This window comes from Devosia sp., from assembly GCF_036563435.1.
Taxonomy (GTDB): domain Bacteria; phylum Pseudomonadota; class Alphaproteobacteria; order Rhizobiales; family Devosiaceae; genus Devosia.
The window spans coordinates 150,698-173,842 of the sequence record NZ_DATCMJ010000008.1 but is presented as its reverse complement, the minus strand read 5'-3'; the positions used below and the strand labels follow the sequence as shown (position 1 = coordinate 173,842).

General features: G+C 61.5%; 26 protein-coding genes and 1 tRNA gene. 15 read left to right on the top strand and 12 right to left on the bottom strand.

Going from position 1 to position 23,145, the window contains the following annotated elements; genetic code table 11:
- Positions 1 to 139: 139 nt before the first annotated feature.
- From VIL88_RS05765 to VIL88_RS05755, 3 genes are all read left to right on the top strand, one after another.
- Complete coding sequence (locus VIL88_RS05765) at positions 140 to 2,362, top strand: mechanosensitive ion channel domain-containing protein (protein ID WP_331986878.1); 2,223 nt, start codon at positions 140 to 142, stop codon at positions 2,360 to 2,362.
- Positions 2,363 to 2,473: 111 nt separating this feature from the next.
- A complete protein-coding gene (locus tag VIL88_RS05760) occupies positions 2,474 to 3,691 on the top strand; it encodes a lytic murein transglycosylase (RefSeq protein WP_331986876.1) in 1,218 nt (405 codons plus the stop codon).
- Between the two features lie 176 nt (positions 3,692 to 3,867).
- Entirely contained in the window at positions 3,868 to 4,872 is a 1,005-nt protein-coding gene (locus VIL88_RS05755; RefSeq protein ID WP_331986874.1) for an alpha/beta hydrolase, read from the top strand.
- Here VIL88_RS05755 and VIL88_RS05750 read toward each other — a convergent pair.
- From VIL88_RS05750 to VIL88_RS05740, 3 genes are all read right to left on the bottom strand, one after another.
- Positions 4,869 to 5,279 (bottom strand): VOC family protein, encoded by a 411-nt coding sequence (locus tag VIL88_RS05750; RefSeq protein WP_331986872.1) that lies wholly within the window; start codon positions 5,277 to 5,279, stop codon positions 4,869 to 4,871. The two genes, VIL88_RS05755 and VIL88_RS05750, sit on opposite strands and share 4 nt — an antisense overlap.
- 63 nt (positions 5,280 to 5,342) lie before the next feature.
- A complete protein-coding gene (gene bfr / locus VIL88_RS05745) occupies positions 5,343 to 5,828 on the bottom strand; it encodes a bacterioferritin (protein WP_331986870.1) in 486 nt (161 codons plus the stop codon).
- The gene (locus tag VIL88_RS05740) at positions 5,794 to 6,105 is read right to left on the bottom strand and encodes a (2Fe-2S)-binding protein (RefSeq protein ID WP_331986868.1); all 312 of its coding nucleotides are present in this window, start codon (positions 6,103 to 6,105) and stop codon (positions 5,794 to 5,796) included. The genes bfr and VIL88_RS05740 overlap by 35 nt, the downstream gene beginning before the upstream one ends.
- A 138-nt stretch (positions 6,106 to 6,243) precedes the next feature.
- Between VIL88_RS05740 and VIL88_RS05735 the strand changes: the two genes are divergently transcribed.
- The gene (locus VIL88_RS05735) at positions 6,244 to 7,050 is read left to right on the top strand and encodes an alpha/beta hydrolase (RefSeq protein WP_331986866.1); all 807 of its coding nucleotides are present in this window, start codon (positions 6,244 to 6,246) and stop codon (positions 7,048 to 7,050) included.
- On the opposite strand, the gene VIL88_RS05730 is transcribed toward VIL88_RS05735, so the two are convergent.
- Positions 7,047 to 7,742, bottom strand: coding sequence for a DUF599 domain-containing protein (locus tag VIL88_RS05730; protein WP_331986864.1), 696 nt, complete (start codon positions 7,740 to 7,742; stop codon positions 7,047 to 7,049). The genes VIL88_RS05735 and VIL88_RS05730 overlap by 4 nt on opposite strands.
- Positions 7,743 to 7,786: 44 nt before the next feature.
- Positions 7,787 to 8,824: an aldo/keto reductase gene (locus tag VIL88_RS05725; RefSeq protein WP_331986863.1), complete on the bottom strand. Its 1,038-nt coding sequence runs from the start codon at positions 8,822 to 8,824 to the stop codon at positions 7,787 to 7,789.
- Positions 8,825 to 9,008: 184 nt separating this feature from the next.
- On the opposite strand from VIL88_RS05725, the gene VIL88_RS05720 reads away from it, so the two are divergent.
- From VIL88_RS05720 to VIL88_RS05705, 4 genes are all read left to right on the top strand, one after another.
- Positions 9,009 to 9,085 (top strand) — tRNA-Met (locus VIL88_RS05720).
- A gap of 168 nt (positions 9,086 to 9,253) precedes the next feature.
- Positions 9,254 to 9,853, top strand: a complete 600-nt coding sequence (locus VIL88_RS05715) for an alpha/beta hydrolase (RefSeq protein WP_331986861.1) — start codon at positions 9,254 to 9,256, stop codon at positions 9,851 to 9,853.
- Positions 9,854 to 9,938: 85 nt separating this feature from the next.
- Positions 9,939 to 10,982 carry a DUF3298 domain-containing protein gene (locus tag VIL88_RS05710; RefSeq protein ID WP_331986859.1) on the top strand — a complete coding sequence of 348 codons (1,044 nt, stop codon included), beginning with the start codon at positions 9,939 to 9,941 and terminating at the stop codon, positions 10,980 to 10,982.
- Positions 10,982 to 11,188 (top strand): hypothetical protein, encoded by a 207-nt coding sequence (locus VIL88_RS05705; protein WP_331986857.1) that lies wholly within the window; start codon positions 10,982 to 10,984, stop codon positions 11,186 to 11,188. The genes VIL88_RS05710 and VIL88_RS05705 overlap by 1 nt, the downstream gene beginning before the upstream one ends.
- Here the strand turns inward: VIL88_RS05705 and VIL88_RS05700 are convergent.
- Complete coding sequence (locus tag VIL88_RS05700; RefSeq protein WP_331986855.1) at positions 11,185 to 11,481, bottom strand: GNAT family N-acetyltransferase; 297 nt, start codon at positions 11,479 to 11,481, stop codon at positions 11,185 to 11,187. The genes VIL88_RS05705 and VIL88_RS05700 overlap by 4 nt on opposite strands.
- Positions 11,482 to 11,612: 131 nt before the next feature.
- Between VIL88_RS05700 and VIL88_RS05695 the strand changes: the two genes are divergently transcribed.
- Positions 11,613 to 11,999, top strand: coding sequence for a RidA family protein (locus VIL88_RS05695; RefSeq protein ID WP_331986889.1), 387 nt, complete (start codon positions 11,613 to 11,615; stop codon positions 11,997 to 11,999).
- Positions 12,000 to 12,048: 49 nt separating this feature from the next.
- Here VIL88_RS05695 and VIL88_RS05690 read toward each other — a convergent pair whose 3' ends face one another.
- Complete coding sequence (locus tag VIL88_RS05690; RefSeq protein ID WP_331986853.1) at positions 12,049 to 12,900, bottom strand: fumarylacetoacetate hydrolase family protein; 852 nt, start codon at positions 12,898 to 12,900, stop codon at positions 12,049 to 12,051.
- Positions 12,901 to 12,976: 76 nt separating this feature from the next.
- Positions 12,977 to 13,726, bottom strand: a complete 750-nt coding sequence (locus VIL88_RS05685) for a GntR family transcriptional regulator (protein WP_331986851.1) — start codon at positions 13,724 to 13,726, stop codon at positions 12,977 to 12,979.
- Positions 13,727 to 13,834: 108 nt separating this feature from the next.
- Here VIL88_RS05685 and VIL88_RS05680 point away from each other — a divergent pair, with 108 nt between their 5' ends.
- Together VIL88_RS05680 and VIL88_RS05675 are read left to right on the top strand one after the other, a co-directional pair.
- Positions 13,835 to 15,385: an altronate dehydratase family protein gene (locus VIL88_RS05680; protein ID WP_331986849.1), complete on the top strand. Its 1,551-nt coding sequence runs from the start codon at positions 13,835 to 13,837 to the stop codon at positions 15,383 to 15,385.
- Complete coding sequence (locus VIL88_RS05675; protein WP_331986847.1) at positions 15,382 to 15,714, top strand: TfoX/Sxy family protein; 333 nt, start codon at positions 15,382 to 15,384, stop codon at positions 15,712 to 15,714. Before VIL88_RS05680 ends, VIL88_RS05675 begins: the two co-directional genes overlap by 4 nt.
- A 26-nt stretch (positions 15,715 to 15,740) precedes the next feature.
- Here VIL88_RS05675 and VIL88_RS05670 read toward each other — a convergent pair whose 3' ends face one another.
- Positions 15,741 to 16,382 (bottom strand): class I SAM-dependent methyltransferase, encoded by a 642-nt coding sequence (locus tag VIL88_RS05670; protein WP_331986845.1) that lies wholly within the window; start codon positions 16,380 to 16,382, stop codon positions 15,741 to 15,743.
- Positions 16,379 to 17,281 (bottom strand): SMP-30/gluconolactonase/LRE family protein, encoded by a 903-nt coding sequence (locus VIL88_RS05665; protein WP_331986843.1) that lies wholly within the window; start codon positions 17,279 to 17,281, stop codon positions 16,379 to 16,381. Before VIL88_RS05665 ends, VIL88_RS05670 begins: the two co-directional genes overlap by 4 nt.
- A gap of 143 nt (positions 17,282 to 17,424) precedes the next feature.
- Here VIL88_RS05665 and VIL88_RS05660 point away from each other — a divergent pair, with 143 nt between their 5' ends.
- On the top strand, positions 17,425 to 18,171 hold the full coding sequence (locus tag VIL88_RS05660) for a hypothetical protein (RefSeq protein WP_331986841.1): 747 nt from the start codon (positions 17,425 to 17,427) through the stop codon (positions 18,169 to 18,171).
- 3 nt (positions 18,172 to 18,174) lie between these two features.
- On the opposite strand, the gene VIL88_RS05655 is transcribed toward VIL88_RS05660, so the two are convergent.
- Positions 18,175 to 19,152 carry a carbohydrate kinase gene (locus VIL88_RS05655; RefSeq protein WP_331986839.1) on the bottom strand — a complete coding sequence of 326 codons (978 nt, stop codon included), beginning with the start codon at positions 19,150 to 19,152 and terminating at the stop codon, positions 18,175 to 18,177.
- A 198-nt stretch (positions 19,153 to 19,350) separates the two neighbouring features.
- Here VIL88_RS05655 and VIL88_RS05650 point away from each other — a divergent pair, with 198 nt between their 5' ends.
- The gene (locus VIL88_RS05650) at positions 19,351 to 19,914 is read left to right on the top strand and encodes a TRAP transporter small permease subunit (protein ID WP_331986837.1); all 564 of its coding nucleotides are present in this window, start codon (positions 19,351 to 19,353) and stop codon (positions 19,912 to 19,914) included.
- Positions 19,914 to 21,302 carry a TRAP transporter large permease subunit gene (locus tag VIL88_RS05645; RefSeq protein WP_331986835.1) on the top strand — a complete coding sequence of 463 codons (1,389 nt, stop codon included), beginning with the start codon at positions 19,914 to 19,916 and terminating at the stop codon, positions 21,300 to 21,302. Before VIL88_RS05650 ends, VIL88_RS05645 begins: the two co-directional genes overlap by 1 nt.
- 89 nt (positions 21,303 to 21,391) lie before the next feature.
- Here VIL88_RS05645 and VIL88_RS05640 read toward each other — a convergent pair whose 3' ends face one another.
- Positions 21,392 to 22,492: a TRAP transporter substrate-binding protein gene (locus tag VIL88_RS05640; protein ID WP_331986833.1), complete on the bottom strand. Its 1,101-nt coding sequence runs from the start codon at positions 22,490 to 22,492 to the stop codon at positions 21,392 to 21,394.
- A gap of 242 nt (positions 22,493 to 22,734) precedes the next feature.
- On the opposite strand from VIL88_RS05640, the gene VIL88_RS05635 reads away from it, so the two are divergent.
- Positions 22,735 to 23,133, top strand: a complete 399-nt coding sequence (locus tag VIL88_RS05635) for a hypothetical protein (protein WP_331986831.1) — start codon at positions 22,735 to 22,737, stop codon at positions 23,131 to 23,133.
- The last annotated feature ends 12 nt before the right edge of the window (positions 23,134 to 23,145 follow it).

The following is a 23,145-nucleotide window of genomic DNA, read 5'->3' as shown; positions in this document are numbered from 1 at the left end:
AAAAGCTCCGGGGGCTTTGTTGCGTTCTGGGACAGCGCAACTATGCAGGCCGCAGTGCCTTGTGATCCAACAAGGCCAAAGCTTATCCTCATTCCTCTGCGATAAGCATACCCACCAATATCCAGATCCCACGGACGTCATGCGTATTTTCCTGCTCGTTCTGCTTTGCCTGCTGCCCAATCTTGCCGCCGCGCAGTCTCCGCTGTCGTTCGGTGGCTCCTCGAATGCCGAGCAGGCCGCTGATCCAACGGCTGGCGAGGCAGATGCAGCGACCGGCGAGATCGATACGCTGATCAGGATCCTCGAAGACGACACCGCCCGGGGCGAACTCATCCAGCGCCTTCGCGACGCCGGTACGGAAACCAGGTCTGCCGCAACCGAGGCTGAGAGTGTCCCAAGCCTAAACATCGTCCAGCAGTTCTCAGCCTTTACCGCCTCGGCCGCACAAGCCTTCGGCGAGTTGCGTCAAGCGGCGCTTGTGCTCTGGGCAGAAGTGCAGCGGGGTGGTTTGGCCAATGCGGATGCTGGCATGGTGGCGGCAACAGCTCTGGACGTGCTCCTGATCTTTGTGGCGATCTATGGCAGCTTCCTGGTTCTGCGGATCATCGTGAACTGGGCCGCCAACGGTGTTGAGCGCCGCATGAAGGGGCGGGGGTTCCCTGTACGTCTTGGAGGTTCACTTGTAGTTCTGGCTATTGATGCTGGCTCGATCCTGCTGGCAGCCTTTGCCGGTTATGTGACGAGCGCCATGCTGGGTGGTGTGGCTGGCGGTCTCCAGGTTACGGTCGAGCTGCTGCTGGCGGCCTTCCTGATCGTGGAACTGGTGAAGCTTGCCATCCGGGCGCTTCTGCAGCCGAGGCATCTGGCAATCCGCTGGCTCCCTTTGGACGACGAGGCCGCCGCTTACTGGACCTTCTGGTCGAACCGCCTGGTTTGGCTGGTGGGTTACACCATCTACTTCGTCCGTCCTGTCCTTGCCTATCACGTCTCGCCAGGCGTGGGCCGGCTTGCCGAGATTGTGGTCATGGCAGCGGCCTTGACGCTTGCCGTGATCATTGTGCTGCAAAACCGGGCGGCCACCAGTGCGCATCTGGTCACGATCGCCGAGCGCCGACAGCAGAGCGGGGTTGCGCAGTTGCTGCGCCCCCTGGCGCTCTACTGGCACGTAGTGGTAATCACCTACCTGATCGCGTTGTTCGTTGTCTGGCTGACCAACCCCGAGGAGGCCCTGCCGTTCATGCTGTCAGCGACTGCGCAGTCGCTGATCGCCATCGCCTTCGGGGTGGCTGTCTTTGCCTTTATCTCTCGGCTGGCGGGCATTGGCCTTCAGTTGCCCCCAGACGTCAAGACGCGGCTGCCCTCGCTCGAGCAGCGCCTCTCCGCTTTTGTGCCGCTGATCATGGGTGTCGTCCGCTGGTTTGTGGTCGCTATTGTCTTCATGGCAATGGCGCAGGCCTGGTTGATCTTCGATGTCGTGGGCTGGATCGCCAGCGACGGTGGTGCACAGGCGGTGGGCTCGGTGATCTCGGCGGCGATCATCATTATCGGCTGCCTTGCGCTCTATATCGCGGTGTCTTCGTGGATCGAATTCCGGCTCAGCTCCAACAGCGGAAAAACGCCGACGGCGCGTGAGAAGACTCTCCTGGGCTTGTTCAGGAATGCCTTCACCATAGCCCTGGCGGTGTTCGGCGTGATGCTGGCTCTGGCACAGATTGGAGTCAACATCGCGCCCCTGCTGGCCGGTGCCGGCGTGATCGGCCTCGCCATCGGTTTCGGCGCGCAAAAGCTCGTCGAAGATATCATCACCGGGATATTCATCCAGTTCGAGAACGTGATGAACGAGGGCGACGTCGTCGAGGCGGCCGGGCGCTCTGGCGTAGTCGAGAAGCTGACCATCCGCTCTGTCACCATCCGCGATTTGAACGGGACGGTGCACCTCATTCCGTTCTCATCGGTGGCACAGGTTTCCAACATGGTGCGCGGCTTCTCCTTCCATGTTGCCGAAGTGGGCGTTGCCTATGATAGCGACATCAACGAAGTGAAGCAGGCCATGCATGATGCCTTCGATCTCCTTATGCAGACCGAACACAAGGACGAAATCCTAGACGAACTGGACATGCAGGGTGTGATCGCCTTCGCCGACTCGGCCATCACCGTCCGGGCCAGGATCAAGACGCTTCCGGGAAAGCACTGGGGCGCCGGCCGGACCTATAGCGAGATTCTCAAGAAGGTCTTCGAGGAGCGCGGCATCGAAATCCCCTATCCGCATGTGACCTACGTGGCTCCTTCCGCAGAGAAGAAGCGCAAGCAGCCGCCTTTGCTCGGCGGTGCCGAAGGTGGCTTGCCGGTTGATCAATCGTGATCGCGCTTCGGCGTCAGGCTTAAGCCGATCTTAATCCGATGCGTTAAAATTCTGATACGCGCCCACTCGGCTCAACGGGCGCATGGTGTTGTGCGTATCAGGAGGCCTCGTATGTTCCGCTCGAAAAGCAAGCTTGTGGGTATCCGCCGGACCTGTTGTGCCCTGGCTGCGGCTTTGGTGTTGAGCTTGGGCGGGGTCGCTCCATCTCTGGCTAACAGTGCCGATTTCGTGCGGAGCCTTTGGCCCTTGGCCGAAGCGCGCGGCGTCAGCCGCTCCGCCTTCGAGGCGGCTTTCACCGGCTACAACTACATCCCCAAGGTCATGGAGTTGACGAAGAAGCAGCCTGAATTCTCGCAGACTGTGCAGCAATATATCGACCGTCGGGTCACTGCTGCCCAGGCGCAGAAGGGGCGGGCGATGCGGACCGAATGGAACCAGACGCTGACCGGATCGCAACAACGCTGGGGCGTGCAACCAGAAGTCGTGCTGGCGATCTGGGGCATGGAAACCAACTATGGTGGCTTCATGGGGGGCGAGCACACGATTCATGCTCTCGCGACGCTAACGGAAGGAGGCTATCGCGCCGACTTTTTCCGCGATGAACTGCTCACCGCTCTACGCATCATTTCAGATGGACATGTGAGCGCCGATAACATGACCGGCTCCTGGGCGGGGGCCATGGGGCACACGCAGTTCATGCCGTCGAGCTTCATGCGCTATGCCGTCGATTACAATGGCGACGGACGCAAGGACATCTGGAATTCGGTGCAGGACGCGCTTGGGTCGACCGCCAATTACCTCCACAGCTTCGGCTGGCGGCCCGGAGAAACCTGGGGCTATGAGGTGAAGCTCCCTAGCGGCTTCAACTTCGCCCAGGCGCGCCAACTCGAGCGCGCACCGCTCAGCCAGTGGCAGGCAATGGGTATCCAACGCGTGTCGGGCAAGCCGTTCCCGCGGGCGAGCGATGTCGGCCGCCTGTACATGCCGGCGGGTGCGGCCGGGCCGGCCTTCCTGCTGCTGCCGAATTTCGATGTGATCAAGCGCTACAACAATTCTGACAGCTACGCGCTTGCCGTGGGTCATCTGGCCGATCGGATCATCGGCGGGGGAAGCTTTGCTACGCCTTGGCCGGCAGGCGATTATGCGTTGACCAAGAACCAGCGGGCTGAGCTGCAAAGCCTTCTCAATCAAGCAGGTTTTGACGTCGGATCCCCCGACGGGGTGATCGGACCGAAGACGCGGGCAGCCGCGATTGCCTATCAGCAGCAGGCGGGGCTACCAGCTGATGGACACATCTCAGGTCGGCTCCTCGAGAGGCTTAAACGTTAGCCAGGAGTGGCTAAAACGCTAGCCGGATGTTAACCCTATGACGGCACCTTGAGGGTGCTTAAGCAGAGGGCGGGTCGTCTCCACACATTCGGGACGCTCGCCCTCGCCCATTGCGGTGCCACAATCTGCCCGGCTTTGCCTGCTAGACAGACGTTCTTCCAACAAAACTGTTTCCCATGTCCAGCTTCACCCTGTCCCGTCGTGCCCTGCTCGCCGCTGCCCTGTCACTGGCCGTGATGCCGCGCGCCCATGCCGTCTCGATCATGGACCCGTTCAACCTGCCGGCGGCGATGGATGGCGGTACGGTCAAGGTAGGCGACAGCATCGCCTATGCAGATGGTCCGCGCCACAAACTGGACGTCTACGCCCCCGAAGCACGCGGTGCTCTAGCGCCGGTGGTCTTCTTCATCTATGGCGGCGGCTGGAGCCGCGGTGAGCGTTACGAATATCAGTTCGTCGGTCAGGCTCTGGCCGCGCGCGGCTTCGTCGTGGTAATTGCCGACTACCGGCTTTATCCGGAAGTCGCCTATCCCGACTTTCTCTACGACAGTGCCAAGGCACTCGGCTGGGTGCAGGACAATATTGCATCCTATGGCGGTGACCCCAATCGCCTGTTCCTCGCTGGGCATTCTGCCGGAGCCTACAATGCCACCATGCTGGCGCTCGATCCGGCCTTCATGCACGAATATGGGGTGACAATGCCGATCCGCGGTGTTGCCGCGCTTTCAGGGCCATTCGACTTCTATCCCTTTGAATACAACGAAGTGCGCGACGTGTTCGGCAAAGCGCCCAGCCCCGAGGGTACGCAGCCGATCAATCTCGTGACTAGCGCCGCGCCGCCAATGTACCTGGCGACGGGGACATCCGATCCAATTGTGCGCATGCAGAATACCGAGCGGTTTGCGCAAAAGCTCAAGGATAGCGGCGTCTGGGTCACCACCCGATATTATCAAGGCTTTGGCCATATGGAGCCGGTGCTGGCGATTGGCGCCATGTGGCGTTGGCGCATGCCGGTGCTCGACGACATGGTCGCCTTTTTCCAGATGTTCGGGGCATTTCCTAGCGGCGTGCCCTATGTCGCGGTTGCGCCCGAACCACCCGAGCAATTGCCGGAGTCGATCGCGCCCATGGACCAGATCGTGCAGCAGATGAACGAGATGTTCCAGCCGATCGAGAACTAGGCGGGGTCCAGCCGAACGGAGTCGGCGGAGCGGTGTACGGGTCCGTGATACACGGCCTCGATATTGTTGCCGTCCGGATCCAGCACAAAGGCGCCGTAGTAGCCGGGGTGGTAGTGCCGCTTACCGGGCTTGCCGTTGTCGGTGCCGCCGGCAGCCAAGGCCGCCTTGTAGAAGGCGTCCACCATCTCGCGATTCCGAGCCTGGAAGGCCAGGTGGATATGGGTGGGGACGGTTCGCGCATCGGCCGCGTCGACAAAGAGCTCGTCGACCTGGAACCAGCCCTCACCCTGCTGCTCGATGGCAATGCCCAAGGTTGCCAGCACCTGCTGGTAGAAGTAGCGGGTATTAAGGAAGTTCCTGGCGCGCAGGTGAACGTGATCGATTAGGCGCCCGGTGTGCCAGGTCATGAAGCCCTCTTGCCGGCAAAGCAAAACCGCCCGGAACTTGGTTCCGGGCGGTTTGGGTGATGATTATTCGGCTTCGTCGGCCGGGGCGGCGTTGAGCTGGCCGTAACGCTCTTCGCCGATCTTGGCCAGGAGCTCAAGCTGGGTTTCGAGGAAGTCGATATGGCCTTCTTCGTCTGCCAGCAGCTCGTCGAACAGCTGCTTGGACACGTGATCGTGTAGCTGCGCGCAGAGTTCGCGGCTGTTGCGATAGGCTTCACGCGCCTCGTATTCGCCAGCCAGATCGGCTTCCAGCACTTCCTTGATGGTCTGCCCGATTCGCAGGGGCGCCACGCGCTGGAGGTTGGGATGGCCTTCGAGGAAGATGATGCGCTCGATCAGGCGATCGGCGTGATGCATTTCTTCAATCGACTCGGCCCGCTCCTTGGACGCGAGCTTCTTGTAGCCCCAGTCGTCCAGAAGACGGAAATGCACCCAATACTGGTTGACCGCACCGAGTTCGAGAAAGAGGGCCTCGTTAAGCCGCTCGATGACCTGTGCTTCGCCTTTCACGACGTACTCCACTCTGCTGTTTCTTAAGCTTTTCTAGCCCAGAGGGGAGGGAAACAACCTCACCGGTCTCCAAGGCTTGCTGCGAGTGGTAGTTTTCGGTGACGCGGACGATAATGTCCACCACATTCGGCACGCAACCGCCGCATTTGGCGCGACGATTCAGCTCACTATAGACTTTGGCGGGCACAACCAGCTGCCAGGGATCAGTCTTGAGCAAATCAAGAACGATGTTCTCGATCTCCTTGCTGGTGATCATGTTGCACTGACAAACGAGCATGGCCGGATAAACGTCTTGTGGCGATCGGGCGCATAAAGCGACTCGATTAGCTGAATGTCAATGTCAGAATTGTCGCGTCGCCACGACGAAACATAATCCTCCGCCCGCCCGTTGCTTCTCCCAACGAGATCGGGACCCATGCCAATTTCTCTGTTCAGCCTGTTCAACGCCCTCTGCCCCAAGGAGTGGCGCTCCCGCAAAGTTGCAAGCAGCATTCCCTATGGTCTCGGCGAGCGGCACAGGCTGGACGTTTATGCACCGCGCAAGCTGAAGCAACCCGTACCCGTGGTGTTCTTTGTCTATGGCGGCTCGTGGAGCGACGGCGATCGGCGCAACTATGATTTTGCCGGCCGCGCCATGGCAGCACTGGGCTATGTTACGGTGATTGCCGATTACCGGCTGGTTCCCGAGGTCGAGTATCCACTGTTCCTCGAGGACTGTGCCGATGCCTTCGCCTGGACGGTGGCGCATATCGAGCGCTATGGCGGGGACCCCAACAGCTTGGCGCTGATGGGGCATTCTGCAGGAGCGTATAACGCCGTGATGCTGGCCCTGCACCCTCAGTACCTCGAGCGACGGGGACTGCTTGATCGCATATGCTGCATGGTGGGGCTCTCCGGGCCCTATGATTTCATGCCCTTCGATGGACCCATCTCGCTGCGGGTCTTCGGTGCCGCTCCAGATCCGATGGGGACGCAGCCGATCAATCACGCCAAGCGAGCTTCACCGCCCGCCTTTCTTGCCAGCGGTGACAAGGACCGAATTGTTTATCCACGCAATACCAAGGTACTGGCAGCGAAGTTGCGCCGGGAAGGAGGGATCGCGGTGGAGAAGCATTACCCAAGCCTGGGTCATCCCCATACCTTGCTTGCCCTCAGCATTCCAGGACGCCGCCTTGCGCCAGTCCTGGCCGACGTTGCGCGCTTCCTTCGGCAATATCTCTAAGGTTGCTTGGGTCCGGAGCGTCGTGCGGCGATGAGGGCGGCGGAGGCTGCGGTGCGGTGGGCGGACGAAAAGAATTCGCGATGCGCCAAGATGAGGATGGTTGCGATGCACGTGGCGATCGGCAGCCACTCGGAGACGAACCAGGCGACAGTCGCGACCGAGAAATAGTAGGCGCGAATACCACTGTTGAAGTTCTTGGCGCCGAGCGCGTTCATGCGGGTGATGGCGTCGATCTCTTCCTCGGACGTGGGAGCGGAGTGGTCGATCGCCCCCAGCATGATGCAGAAGTGGTTGAACTGACGCAGCGCCAGCGTAAAGGCGAAAAAGGCCAGGACGAACATGGCCAGCATGACGACAAGGTGCAGTTGCACGTCGAGCGTCGTATAGGTCCGGTCCAGAGAGAGCGAGTTGAGCGCTTCCATCAGCGCCGGCACCTGGCCGAAGACCGCAAAGATCGCGAGGATCAAAAGCACGGCGGTCGAGGCCAGGAAGCTCACGGAGCCCATGATATTGCCCGAGAGGATGGCGTCGAATGGGGACTCGCGCACTGTGGCATTCGCCACCCAGCGCCGCCGCTGCATGTTCATGATCACCGACAACGAGGGGCGCAGCTTTTCGATCTGCGGCACAATGATGTTGTAGGCCAGGTAACAGACCAGCGGAAAGAAGGTCGAGATCAGCGTGGTGGACACGGGGCGCCCCCGAAACAATGTTGGTGCTTTTCTATCACATGCCCTCAGATCGGGCGCGGGTAGCGGTGGTGGATGGCATCGATCTCGGCCAGGAGTTCAGGCGACAGGGTGAGGTCCCGTGCGCCGATGGCGTTGGCCAGTTGCTCCGTACTGGTCGCGCCAACGATCACCGAAGTCATGAAGGGACGCGTCAGCGCAAAGGCGATGGCCATCTGCGCCACATCGAGACCGTGGCGCTTCGCCAGCTTGATATATTCCTTGCCGGCCGCTTCGGAATGCTCGTTGAGGCGCCAGAAGCCCTTCTGGTAGTCGCCTCGGCTGCCCTTTGGCATCTGGCCGTCGAAATACTTGCCAGTGATCAGGCCGCCCGCGAGGGCCGAGTAGGCCAGCAGCCCAACATCCTCGTGGTGGCTGAGTTCGGCCAGGTCATGATCGAAGATGCGGCGCAGGAGGCTATACTCGTTCTGCACCGAAACGAGGCGCGGCAGTCCGCGCGTTTCGGCGATGCGCAGCCACTGGCTGATGCCCCAGGTGGTCTCGTTGGAGACGCCCACATGCCGGAGCTTGCCCTCGTCAACGAGCCGTCCGAGGGCTTCAAGCATATCCTCGATATTGGCGAGGGTGTCGGCGGTGTCCTGCTTGTGCGGTTCGTAGCTCCAGTACCCTTCGAAATTATAGCTGCCGCGGCCGGCCCAGTGGATCTGATAAAGGTCGACATAGTCGGTCTGCAGCCGCCGCAGGCTGGCTTCGAATGCTTCACGCAGGGTCCTGCCCGTGGTGCGGGTGCCATTGCGCAGGAAATCGACCGGGCCTCCAGCGACCTTTGAGGCCAGGACCCACTTGTCACGCTTTCCGGTATTCTTGAACCAGTTGCCGATGATCTCCTCGGTACGCCCCGAGGTCTCGGGGCTGCGCGGCACGGCGTAGAGCTCCGCCGTGTCCATGAAGTTGAGGCCGGCGTCGAGCGCCATGTCGATCTGCGCATGGCCTTCAGCCTCGGTGTTCTGGCTTCCCCAGGTCATGGTGCCTAGGCACAGTTCGGTGACCATGACATCGGTGCGGCCAAGCGGCTTGAGCTTCATCTTCATTCCTCGGCAGGCGGATCAAATCGCGGGCAGCCTAGCTGAAAGAAGGGGAAATGACAGCCTTGCTGCCGCTTCATATGCACCGTCAAAAAAGCGTCACGCAAACCCGCTTTAGGGGTTGAGCTATCCGCATGCACCCCCTATATACGCCTCACGTTGCGGCCACGGTCGCTTCGATTGACGCGGGATGGAGCAGCCCGGTAGCTCGTCAGGCTCATAACCTGAAGGTCGCAGGTTCAAATCCTGCTCCCGCAACCAAAAAAGGCCCAGTCTACTCACCGAGTAGGCTGGGCCTTTTCCTTTCCGGCCTCATTTACCTCCGCGCGCCTGCATTGTTCCACGAGCGGCAACGATGCGTGGCCGATCGGCGGCATTGCCGGCACATTGTGGCGGCCGATATAGCAGGGACACACCGGGAGACCTGCTATGGCCGATTACCAGTACCGCGAACACCAGGGCAGCGACGCAACGGCGCCGCTCTTGTTTGTTTTTCATGGCACGGGCGGCGACGAGAACCAGTTTTTCGATCTTGGCCAGCAGCTACTGCCCGATGCGAGAGTCGTGGCTCCACGCGGCAACGTCAGCGAAGGCGGCGCCTTGCGCTATTTCCGCCGTACCGCCGAAGGCGTCTATGACATGGACGACCTTCGCCTGCGGACAGGGCAGATGGCGGACTTCGTGGCCCAGCGGCGTGACGAGTCGCAGCCGCGGCGGGTGATCGGCCTCGGCTATTCGAACGGCGCCAACATCCTTGCCGCTGTGCAGTTTTCCCAGCCGGGTCTGTTCGACCAGACCGTGCTGATGCACCCACTGATTCCCTTTATTCCTGCCGATGCGGACTTCGTCGGCCGCTCGGTGCTGATCACGGCGGGGCGGCGCGACCCGATCGCGCCAGCCTCGGCAACGCAGGCGCTGGCCGACTACTTCACGCGCAATGGTGCCAAGGCCAGCCTCTTCTGGCACGAGGGTGGCCATGAGCTGCGCCAGGAGGAGTTGCGGGAGACGCAGCGCTTTCTCGGACGCTGAACGCCTCCCAAGATAGCGGTGGTGACCGTTGACGCGACGCGCGGGGCCTGCCAGCCTTGGCGCGTTGCCGTTGAGGGTTGACCCGATGAATCTGCTGCGTCTTGCCACTCCCATGCTCCTGCTGGGCGCTTTCGCCCTGCCTCCAGCTGAGGCCGCGAGCTTCGATTGCAGCAAGGCCGAGACGCCGTTTGAAAAAGCCATCTGCGAAACGCCGGACCTGTCGCGTGCGGACGAGATCCTGGCCAAGTCCTTCGCCACCGCGACTGGCGGGCTGACCAAGGCGTCGGTCAACCTGATGCGGACCGACCAGCGGAACTGGCTCGATTTCGCCCAGCGCGCCTGCACCGACAATGCCGAACCGATGACCTCAGACAGTTATGGGGAGCAGGGGACCTCTTGCCTGATCGATGTGTTCAAGACGCGCAGCACGGCGCTCGAGCAAAGCCGCATGCTGGGCGGTCACCGCTTCCTGGTCCAGGGCTACTATGGTGCGCTGCCGGATCCGAACGAAGCCGAGGATCCCGATTCCTACTGGAAAGTAGCGCGGCATGAACTGAGCTATCCTCTTCTCGACGAAGACGACTCGCTGGCTGAAGCGTTCAACAGCTACATGTCGGAGCGGGTGGAGGGCCTCAAGAAATCAGGCAATCCGGAGCAGGGGGAGGGCTTCGATAATTCGGCCGATACCAGCCACTCGGTGGAGGTCAAGGAGGTGGCCGGCACCAATCGCATCACGCTCGAAGCCACCACATACTGGTTCGGCCATGGCGCCGCCCATGGCAACTACACGATCAGCTACCTCCACTACTACGTGCCCGAAGAACGCGAGGTGATTGCCAGCGATCTCTTCACTGGCGCGGCTTGGTCGGAGACGCTGGTCGATGCCACCTGGGAGCAGCTGCAACTGCAGCACGGGGAATGGCTGATGGTGGAAGACAAGAGCGACATTGCCGAGCTTGTCGTTGACCCCACGCGCTGGGATATTTCCAACGACTATGGCCTGGTGATCCAGTTCCAGCCTTATGAGGTCTCGGCCTATGCCTATGGGGCGCCGACCGTCTCCATTCCGTGGGACAAGCTCGATGCGATCAAGGCCGAGACGCAGGAGGCGGTGCGCTTCGGCTACTGATGCAGTTCACGGTCACCTATGCCCGCTACTGGCCTGAGCGGCGGCGCCTGGAATTTGCCGCCTCGGGAATCCGCAACGGCTGCATCTTCACGGTGGTGACCGACGTGATCTGCCTCAAGGAGCCGGCGACGGCCGAGCATGTGCATCTTGTCGCCCTGGCGCGGCTGACGGAGATCTTCCGCCAGCGCAGCGCCTCCGGCCATTAGGCCAGGAGGTCCGACCAGTCAGGGTGCCGCCGGAACTGGGCAACCACATAGGAGCAGAGCGGGGTGATCTTGAAACCCTCTGCCCGCGCATCTTCGATGGCCTTGTTGACCAGCTTGGCGGCGATGCCACGGCCTTCGTATTCGCGCGGAACGCCGGTGTGATCGATGGTGATGGTGCCGTTTTCCGCCTTGCGGAACGTCATCTCGGCTTCAAAGCCCGGAGCAAGGTGGATGACATAGCGGCCGCGGTTGCCGCTTTCTTCACGCACTACGGTGAGGTCGGTGTCAGTCATGATAGTCCTTTCGCCGGGTCCGCCTTGCGCGGCCACAGCCCTAAGTTGACGCAGACGGTGGCAGCATTATAGCACGGCCGACCGGCCTGTCGTGCCGCACCAAGAATTGCTGGAGCCGTGCCATGGGCGATTTGCTGCATCACATGATTGCCTCGGGACCGCGGCCCGTTGCGCCGTTCTCCCATGCGGTGGAGGCCGATGGCTGGGTTTTCGTCACGGGGCAGATGCCGACCAACCCGGCCGCGCCGGATGCACCCCTGCCCGAAGGGATCGAGGCACAGACCGGGCAAGTGGTCGAAAACCTCAAGATCGTGCTCGGCGGCATCGGCCTTGGGCTCGAGCATGTCACCATGGCACGCATTTACCTGACGGCGTTCGAGCGAGACTATGCGGCTCTCAATGCCCTGTGGCCGAGCTTTTTCGACGCGGGGAAGCTGCCGGCGCGGACCACGGTCGGCGTGACGGCGCTGGCGGTGGGTGCGCTGGTCGAGATCGACCTCGTGGCGCGCCGGCCCTGATCCGGGGGTCCGGCCTCGCCGGGTGGCGAGACCGGACGCATGACGCCAATCAGGCGCTATAGGCTTTGACGTTCTGCTGCTGCTCGCCCAGGCCTTCGATGCCGAGGCGCATGACGTTGCCCGGTTGCAGCCAGACAGGGTTTGGCTTGATACCCATGCCGACGCCTGGAGGCGTACCGGTGGAGATGATGTCGCCGGGCTGCAGGCTCATGAACTGGCTGACATAGGACACGACATGGGCCACGCCGAAGATCATGGTACGTGTGGAGCCGTTCTGGTAACGCTTGCCGTCGACTTCGAGCCACATCGACAGCTGCTGGGGATCGGCCACTTCGTCGCGGGTCACGAGCCAGGGGCCAATCGGCCCGAAGGTGTCGCTGCCCTTGCCCTTGTCCCAGGTGCCGCCGCGCTCGGTCTGGAAGTGGCGTTCGGACACGTCGTTGATCACGCAATAGCCGGCGACATGCTCCATGGCGTCGGCTTCCTCGACATAGCGCGCCTCCTTACCGATCACGACGCCGAGCTCGACTTCCCAGTCGGGCTTGATGGAATTCTTGGGGATGATCACGTCGTCATTGGGGCCGATGATGGCGCTGGTGGCCTTCATGAAGATGATCGGCTCGGCCGGGATGGCGGCGCCGGTTTCTGCGGCATGGTCGGCATAGTTGAGGCCGATGCAGATGAACTTTCCCACATTGGCCACGCATGGCCCGATCCGCTCGCTGCTGTCGAGCTTGGGCAGCACGCCCAAGTCGAGGCCACGGATCTTGGCCAAGCCCTCGGGCGTGAGTGTCTGCCCACCGATGTCGCCCACGATGCCAGAAAGGTCCCGGATGGATCCGTCTTCGGCGAGGATCGCAGGCTTCTCGAATCCCTTGGCGCCAACACGCAGCAATTTCATTGATCAATACTCCCTTTATATGTGAACGTGACTTATCGGCCATTCGTGAAGCTGTCGAGACATCCCTGTCTTCAAATTAACCGAAGGGGAAGCTGTCGCTATCGGCGCCCAGCGTCTGCCCATCGGCAAAGAGATCAGGATGTTCGCGGGCAAAGGCGAAGAGTTCGATCATCACCGCGTCGATATGGGCCCGCATGGCCCTGGAGGCCTGCACCGCATCAGCATGGACAATGCCATTGAAGATCGCCTGATGTTCGGCAATGGTCAAAACCAGGCGCCGCGGCGTGATGATCAGCCGCCGGGCGCGATCGAGGTTGGCGCGGGCCGAGTCGATGATGGTCTTGATCCGGGTGAAGCGCATCGAGCGGTAGATGATGTCGTGAAACTCGATGTCGATCTGGTGGAAGGTCTCGGCGTCGTCGCGGTCGGCAGTGGCCTGCTGCGCCGCAAGGTTTTCCCGCAATTCATCGAGCAGGCCGGCGTCATGGCTGCCGATCAGCACGCGGAGTGCCTCAGACTCCAACCCCTTGCGGATCAGCATGTATTCTCGAACGTCGGAGAGCCGGACCAGCGAGACAGTCGAGCCGCGCTGCGGGGCAATATCGACAAGGCCTTCCGTCTGCAGCCGAGCCAGGGCCTCGCTCACCGGAAAGCGCGATACGCCCAGTTCCGCGCAGACGAGGCTCTTGTCGATGCTGCTGCCCGGCGGCATCGCCAGGGTTACTATGGCCGAGCGCAATGCCTGCGTGACCTCGGCGGTGACATTGCCGCGGGTCAGCGCCGAAGGTCGCGATAAAAAGGCGTAAGAACTTGTATGGTTGTTCATGCTAACATGTTAGTTAGGAGAGAGGCACCTTACAATGGCCGCGGCCCACTCTGGCGGCAAAGCGGCACAGCGTAAAGCCGAGTTGAGATCGATCCCGAAAGCCCCGCCATGTCCGAAACCCTCACCCGTCCTCGCCACACGACGCTGGTGCTCAACCCTGCCGACAATATCGCGGTGGCGCTGAGCAATCTTGAAGTAGGCACTGCCGTGCCACAGGGCGTCACAATCCATCGCCGCGTTCCGCGCGGCCATAAGTTTGCGACGAGGGCGATCCCGGCAGGGGAAGCAGTGCTCAAATTCGGGCAGATCATCGGGTTCGCCAAGGAGGCGATCTTACCGGGCGACTGGGTGCATGAGCACAATTGCGGCATGGGCGGTCCCGACGGGACCTTGACCCACGATTATGATTTCGCCGCAGCCGCCGTGCCGCCAGACATGCTGCTGCTCGACCAACGCGCGACCTTCGAGGGTTATCGCCGTTCCAATGGCTCGGTCGGCACGCGCAACTATATCGGCATCCTGACCTCGGTGAACTGCTCGGCCACGGTCGCAAAGTTCGTTGCCGAAGCGATAAACCGCTCGGGCATTCTCGACGACTACCCTGAAATCGACGGCGTCGTTCCCTTTGTGCACGGCACCGGCTGCGGCATGGAATCGCGCGGCGAGGGTTTCGACATCCTCAAGCGCACGCAATGGGGCTACACGTCCAACCCCAACCTCGGTGCTGCGCTGCTGGTCGGTCTCGGTTGCGAGGTGTTCCAGATCGGCCGCATGAAGGAACTCTATGGGATCGAGGAGGGCGAAACCTTCCAGACCATGACCATCCAGGAGCGTGGCGGCACCAAGAAGATGATCGAGTGGGGCGTGGAGAAGGTCAAGGAAATGCTCCCCGTCGCCGCCGCCGCCCGCCGCGAGACGGTGGATGCCTCGCACCTAACGCTGGCGCTGCAATGCGGTGGGTCGGACGGCTATTCCGGCATCACCGCCAATCCCGCCTTGGGCTATGCCGCCGATATCCTGGTGCGCAATGGCGGCACGGCAATCCTGAGCGAAACGCCGGAAATCTATGGCGCCGAGCACCTGCTGACGCGGCGCGCGGTGAACCGCGAAGTGGGCGAGAAGCTCATCTCGCGCATCCATTGGTGGGAAGACTATACGCGCCGCAACCATGGCGAGATGAACAACAATCCCTCACCCGGCAACAAGCTGGGCGGTCTTACCACCATTCTGGAAAAGTCCCTAGGCGCCGCGGCCAAGGGCGGCACGACGCCGCTGACGGCGGTCTATGAATATGCCGAGAAGGTCACGGAAAAGGGCTTCGTCTTCATGGATACGCCCGGCTTCGACCCTGTTTCGGCAACCGGGCAGGTCGCGGGTGGCGCCAATCTCCTCGCCTTTACCACCGGACGCGGCTCGGCCTATGGCTGCAAGCCGGTGCCGTCGATGAAGCTTGCCACCAATTCGGAGATGTATGCCCGGATGACCGACGACATGGACATTAATTGCGGCGACATCGTCGAAGGTGTGTCAATCGAGGAGAAGGGTCAGGAGATCTTCGACATGCTGCTCGACATCGCCTCGGGCAAACGGACAAAGTCGGAAGAACTGGGCTATGGTGACAACGAATTCGTGCCCTGGCAGGTCGGAGCGGTGATGTGAGCACGCAGGCGAGTACCGTCGACTACATTCTTGAACAAACCGCAGACGCCGGGACGATGACGGCCCGCAAGATGTTTGGAGAATACGCGCTCTATTGCGGTGGCAAGGTGGTGGCCTTCGTGTGCGACGACCAGCTCTTCATCAAACCCACCGATGCCGGGCGCTCCTATCTCGGCCAGGTCACTGAAGCCGAGGCCTATCCGGGATCCAAGATGTATTTCCTGATCGATGGCGAGCGCTGGGACGATGCCGACTGGCTCGCCGGCCTGGTGAAAACCACGGCAGATGTTCTGCCGGAGCCCAAGCCCAAGAAGATGAAGGCGAAGTAGCTCAGAGACCTCATGGTTCGAGAGGCTCAGGATGAGGTCTGTTGCGGGTTCAGCGCGTAAACCATTCCCACACGCTCCGATCGATTCCGCACATCGCCAACATCAGCCACCGGATAAGACGCGACCTCAATCAGCCGATCTACCGGCAAGTCACGCCGTCCCGGATCGCCAATAAGCACCGCAATGCCCGCCCTCACACAGCGATCGAGGAAGGGCAGCATGCGCGCTGCGACCTCAGGCAGATAGAACACGTCACCAGCGAGGATCATCTCGAATGCATTGGGCACCTCACCTGCGATATCGATCTCGGCCAGCGGCAGGTTCACGCCGTTTGCCGCGGCATTGAGGGCGATCGCCGCGCAGCCATAGGGGTCGATCTCGGCAGCGCTGACTTGTGCGCCCGCAAGCGCCGCCGCAATTCCCACCAGCCCGGAACCCGCACCCAGATCAAGCACGCGTTTGCCAGTCACCAGTTCGGAACGCTGCACCACATGCTGCGCCAGTGCCAAACCGCCTGCCCAGGCATAAGCCCAGTAAGGCGCAGCTCCGTCTGGGCTGGCAAGCCGCGACAGGCGCGATCCCGGATACGCTGTGTAGAGCTGGATCTGCGGCAGGGCAGGCACAGGCTCAAGCCGCAGGTTGGCCCGGATGAAGTCAGCAGCGATCAAGGGCGCTGAATACCCTTGGCTTGCACCTCGATCGTCATCAGATATTGCGACGAGGTGATGAACAGCCGCTTCCGGTCCGGACCGCCAAAGGTGACATTGCTGGATTTCGCGCCGGTCCTGATGCGGCCGAGCAGGGTGCCCGAAGGCGTATAGACGTTCACACCCTCCCAGGTGCTGGTCCAGATGTTGCCTGCGGTATCGAGCCGAAACCCATCCGAGGCGCCGTTGTCGATGGTGACAAAGACCCTTCCATTGCGGAGGGTCGCGCCATCGACATCGAACTGGCGGATCGGCGTCGGCCACGCGGATTCCTCGCCGGTATCGGATATATAGAGCGTCTTCTCGTCGGGGGAAAAGGCCAGACCGTTAGGCCGGTCGAAGTCATCGGCAACCACGGACAGCGATCCATCCTTCGGATCGAAGCGATAGACGAAACAGCCCTCCTGTTCCTGATCGGCCTTGTAGCCCTCATAGTCGGAGAGGATGCCATAGGGCGGATCGGTGAACCAGATGGTGCCGTCGGACTTGACCACGACATCGTTTGGCGAGTTGAGCCGCTTACCGCCGTAGCTATCGACCAGCGTGGTGATGGTGCCATCCCACTCCGTGCGCAGCACCGCGCGCGCGCCATGCGAGCAGGAAACAAGGCGGCCCTGAAGATCACGGGTATTGCCGTTGACGAAGTTGGATGGGCTCCTGAAGGGAGCGACGCCCAGTCCGGGCACCCAGCGCAGCATGCGGTTGTTGGGAATGTCGCTCCACACCAGGAAATTGCCGTCGGCGAACCAGACCGGGCCTTCGGCCCATTTGCAGCCGTCATAAAGCACGTCGAGCGTGGCATCCTCGTGCACGAGGTCGCGGAAGCTCGGGTCGATGATCTCGATGGCGGCATTGGCCATGTGGCTCTCCCTTTTTGCGTCATTTGAAGCCACTTGCCGATGCGGGGCAAGAGCCGGACGCCAGTACATCAGGGTTGTCTCGTACGTATTTACACGAGGAAGGCTGTCTTCTACCTGTGGAGCTTCGAACGAGGGGCACAGGGTTGCCGAAGCTGGTCATCAATCTAGGTGTTGTGCCGCGGCTGACGGCGCTAGACCGGCTCGTGGTGCCGTGCCGCTTCGACGACGAGATCCGCTTTTCCCACTTCATCGGCGCCGATGTTCTGGTGGCCAGGTCACTGGCACCGGGCCTAGCTGCAAGCTATTTCGCCGTCGCCCGCCTGACCCGGTTCGAGCCGCAGTCGAAGTCACTGGTGCTCGCCCATCTTGAGGAAGTGCGGCCGTTTTCCGCTGAAGTCGAGCCGCAGGGAAGTCTTGCGGACGATGTGTTCCAGTTGACCGATGACTACCTTCATGACCAGGCGATGATTGCTGGCGGCGTGCCTTCGCTTGGCGAAATGGCGCAGCCGCGATTTGCGCCGCTTGAGGTTTATGGAGAGATCGGGCGGCAGGTTCGGCAGCAGCAGAGCGGTTTATGCGCTTTCTCGGGCGTCAAGGTGACGGATGGGGCAGGCGGAACAGTGGTGATCCGGCCGATGGACCAGGGTGGCCGGCTCCATGTCGGAAACTTTCTTTTCCTTCACGACGAGCCTGGCGAGCTTTTCAGCCGCTACGTCTGGGCGGTCGGTCCGGAGCTCGAGATAATCGTCGATAGCTTCGCCGTGGGTCCGGATGTCCTCTCAACCATTGCGCCGACGGGGAAACTTGCGGTGGGCAACGATACGAATCACCGGCCGGACGAAGCCATGCTGGCCTGGCATCGGCAGCAGTTTTTCGATCGGCTGAGGTAGGCGCTACTGCGCCAGCACTGCGTCGACCTCGGCGCGCGTGGGCGGCTTGCAGCCTTTGCGGCCGCAGTTGATGCCGGCAACAACGGCGCCGAAAAGCAGCATTTCACCGAGTTCACCTGCACCGAGCTGAGCAAGCTTCGCAGGTGCCAAGAGGTTGCGTTCCCTGAGCCAGGACAGGATGCCGGCCATCAAGCTATCGCCGGCGCCAACCGTGTCACCGAACACGGGAGGAGCGTAGATGGCGGCATCGGCCGTGCCCGCTTGGGTGAAGGCGCGCGAACCCTTGTCGCCCAGGGTGACGACCACGAGTTCGCAATTGTGGCGCGCGAGGAGAGCCCTGGCATGCTCGTCTATGCTCAAGGTGCCGTCGAGCGCTTCAAGGTCTTCCTCGGACACTTTGACGATGTTGGCCAGGTCGAGAAAGGTCGAGAGCCGGCTCTTGTAGCCGACGAAATCGTCGACGAGGCTGGGACGGACATTGGGGTCGATCGAAATAGTCGCGCCCTTGGCAATGGCAGCGTTGACGATTTTGAGCCAAATGGCGGCTTCATCAGGCTTGATGGGGCAGAAGCCACCGATCTGGTAGAGCTCAACCTGCTCTGGCAGCGCCGCGATGGCGGACTTGGCCTCGATGGCGCCATCGGCGGAGCGATAGAAGCCGTAGCGGGCATTGTGGTTACTGTCGAAGTTGACCACGGCGAGCGTGGTGTAGTGTCGCACGCGCTCAGGCAGCAGGGCCTGAACGCCGGCTTCGTCCAATGGGCCGAGCAGGTAGTCGCCAAAGGCATCGGCGGAGATGGGGCAGAGGAAGCCGGTGCTATTGCCAAGCTTGGAAAGGGCGATGGCGCAGTTATAGGGCGAGCCGCCGGGATGCGCCGTCATCACGATCTGGCCGGCGTCATCGCGACCGATCTGAAAGCCGTCACCGAGCGTCACCTCGGCCTTGAGATCAATCAGGCTTTCCCCACCGACAACGAACATCGCAATCCTCCTTCGCGTGGCAGCGACATAGCATTTTTGCTCCTGCTGTCACCAGCAGTGAGCAAATGCCGGTGCAACAGGCGATTAGTGTCTGAAGACGTGCTCTGCGCCTGTTGACGCGGCTGTCATATGCTGTTCAATCCAGACCAATCTCCGCTGGACCAGCCGGCGGAACGAAAAGGCTTTGGGAGGGTCGAGTTGCAATTACTCGCACTGTTGATCAGGGGCATCAGCGCGGTCAATCGCGCCGTGGGCGAGGTGCTGTCCTGGCTCGCGCTCGTATGCGTCCTGGTCTGCTTCACCGTGGTGGTGCAGCGCTATGTTTTCAACACGTCCACCCTCTGGGTCCAGGACCTCTATGTCTGGGTTGCAGGCGCGATGTTCACCGGCGTGGCCGGATTTGCGCTTTTGCGCGACGATCATGTGCGGGTCGATATCTTTTATCGTCCCGCCTCGATACGCCGCAAGGCACTGGCCGATCTGTTCGGCGTCGTCGTCTTCCTCCTGCCCTTTATGTATATCGTCCTCAAATACTGCTACCCGGCGGTCGCCCGTTCCTGGGGCTTCTATGAGGGCTCCGCCAATATCGGCGGCATGCCGGGCCTCTTCATCCTCAAGGGCTTCATCATCATCTTCGCCGTACTGGTGGGCCTGCAGGGCATTGCCATGGCCGGGCGCGCCATCCTGGTGCTGGCCCATCGCGAAGACCTGTTGCCGCCCAAGCTGCGCTATAAACTCGACGACGAAAGGCAAGCTCACTGATGGATCCCGTCCTTATCGGCGAGATTCTCGCTGGTCTTATGTTCGTGGGCGTCATCGGCGTCCTTATGCTCGGTTTTCCGGTGGCCTTCTCGCTGGCCGGCACCGCCATTGTCTTCGGCCTCGTTGGCTGGCTGCTGGGCGTCTATGACCCATCAAACTATGGTTCGCTGGCAGGCCGCTATATCGGTCTTATGACCAATGAAGTGTTGGTCGCCGTGCCGCTCTTTGTCTTTATGGGCGTGATGCTGGAACGATCCGGCATTGCCGAGCAGTTGCTGCTGACCATGGGCAAGCTGTTCGGCAACCTGCGGGGTGGCCTGGCGCTGTCGGTCATCGTGGTGGGCGCGCTTCTTGCTGCCTCGACGGGCGTTGTCGGCGCCACCGTCGTCACCATGGGCCTTATCTCCCTGCCCGCCATGCTGCGCGCCGGCTATGATCCAAAGCTCGCGACCGGCGTCATCTGCGCCTCCGGCACTCTGGGGCAGATCATCCCGCCGTCCACCGTTCTCATTTTCATGGGTGACATGCTTTCGGGCATCAATGCCCAGGTGCAGATGGAAAAGGGCAACTTCGCGCCCGAGCCCGTATCGGTCGGTGCGCTCTTTGCCGGCGCCATCATTCCTGGGCTCCTGCTGGTTGCGCTCTACGCCATCTACGTCATCATCAAAGCGTGGCGAGATCCGCAGTCCGCTCCCGCAACGCCAGTGCCTGCGGCTGAAAAAGCCGGCCTCTTCCGTGAGGTAGTCGTGGCGCTGATCCCGCCGCTGCTGCTGATCCTCGCCGTCTTGGGGTCGATCCTGGCTGGCATTGCCACGCCCACGGAAGCGGCCTCGGTCGGTTCCGTCGGCGCCTTGCTCCTGGCGCTGATCCGTGGCCGGCTCAACCTGGGCATTTTGAGGCAGGCGGTTGTCTCGACAGCCACCATTACCTCGATGGTGTTCATCATCCTGTTCGGTGCCGCGGTGTTCTCGGTCGTCTTCCGCATGATGGGTGGCGACAACCTCGTGCACGAGTTCCTCTCGTCCATGCCGGGTGGTGCCGTCGGTGCGATCATCATCGTCATGTTCGTGATGTTCCTCCTTGGCTTCATCCTCGACACGTTCGAGATCATCTTCATCGTGATCCCGATCACCGCACCGGTGCTGCTGGCGCTCGATGTCGATCCGATCTGGCTCGGGGTAATGGTGGGCGTAAACCTCCAGACCAGCTTCCTCACGCCGCCCTTTGGCTTTGCGCTGTTCTATCTCCGCGGCGTCGCACCATCGCGCGTGACTACCGGCATGATCTACAAAGGCGTAGTCCCCTTCGTCATCTTGCAGATCATTGGCCTCATCAGCCTCTTCTTCTTCCCCCAGATGATCACCTGGCTGCCGGACATGCTGTACTGAGCGACAGCTCAGACTTCGGGACGCCAGATCACTGCCAAACAAAAAGGCCCGGGTTCGACCCGGGCCTTTCCTTTTGCTGCGGCTGGAGCCTATTCGAACTTGATGTACTTCTCGCGGGCGGCGAGATAGGCCATGTCGGTGTCGCGGGTACGCGTGCGCAGCAGGTTGAAGGCCGAAACGAAGCTTTCGGCGGTTTCCTTGGTCAGCGCATCGCCGCCTTCGCGGATCTCGGCGATCAGTTCCATTGACGCCTTGGCGCCGGCTTCAACGATCTCCTCGGGGAACTGACGGACCTGGACGCCATGCTCGGCAACCAGGGCGCTCAGCGCGCGCGGATCGTTGGCATACATGTCCGAAGCGACCTGGTCATAGGCTGACTGGGCGCAGACGCGAACGATCTCCTGCAGGTCTTCCGGAAGTTCGCCGAACTTGGCCTTGTCGACAACCAGTTCGGTGGCGAGGCCCGGCTCGACGAAGCTCGGGAAATAGTAGTTCTTGGCAATCTGATAGAAGCCAAGTGCGAGGTCGTTATAGGGACCGACGAATTCGGCAGCGTCTAGCGTGCCCGACTGCAGCGCGGCGAAAATTTCGCCAGCGGCAAGGTTGGTCACCGACGCACCGAGCTTTGCCCAAACCTGACCGCCGAGGCCGGGGGTGCGGAAGCGCAGGCCCTGGATATCTGCAACGCCGGTCAGCTCATTGCGGAACCAGCCGCCAGCCTGCGTGCCCGTATCGCCCGAAAGGAAGCCCTGGACGCCGAACTGGTCATAGACCTTGTCCCAGATTTCCTGGCCGCCGAGATAGCGCACCCAGGCCGTCAGTTCACGGTTGGTCATGCCGAAGGGCACGCCGGTGAAGAAGCTCAGGGCCTGACTCTTGTTCTGCCAGTAGTAGGGGGTACCGTGGCTCATTTCGGCCGATCCGTCGATCACCGCGTCGAGCGCCTGCAGACCCGGCACCATTTCGCCGGCCGCAAAAACCTGAACGTTGAGGCGGCCACCAGAAGCCTTGGTAATGCGATCCGCCAGGGTCTGGGCACCGACACCCAGGCCGGGGAAATTCTTGGGCCAGGTGGTGACCATGCGCCAGTTGATGGTCCCCTGCGCAATGGCCGGTGCAGCCAAAGTCGTTGCGGCCGCGGCGCCGATCGTGGCCACCGAAGCCGATTTGAAGAATTCACGTCTCTTCATTCATGTCCTCCCAATGCCGCACGCACTTTGCGTGCGGTGCCGATTTGCCTCCTGCGGCAGGGCGGGGGCAGATCAGTTGCCGCTACAAAACCAATCCCTTGCGCCTCTGTCCAGCATGTAGTTGCGGATGAAAGGGAATTTGCGTGCTCAACAAATTTCTCAGGCGACGGATTAAAGTGCGCATTGCGGTGTTTACGCTGGTGAGAGCCGAAATCAGCTCTTTGAACCCAGGAGGAAGTTCTATGCATATTCGTTCGCTTCTTACCGGCGCTGCGGCGCTCACCCTGTTGTCAATGCCCACGCTGGCCGCCGAGTATCTCGATGGCTTGGTCAAGTCGACCGAGATCGATGGCAAGCAGGTGCTGACCGACAGCAGCGGCATGGCGCTCTACACTTTTGACAAGGACACCAATGGCGACGGCAAGAGCGTCTGCAACGACGACTGCGCCGTAAAATGGCCGCCGCTGATGGCCGACGAGGCTGCCACCGACGAAGGTGATTTCACCGTGGTGACCCGCGACGACGGCTCAAAAATGTGGGCCTACAAGGGCTGGCCCCTCTACTACTGGTACGAGGACGAGGCTGCCGGTGACATCAAGGGTGACGGCGTCGGCGGCGTCTGGCATGTTGCCGTAGAATAGGCCTCAGGCGGT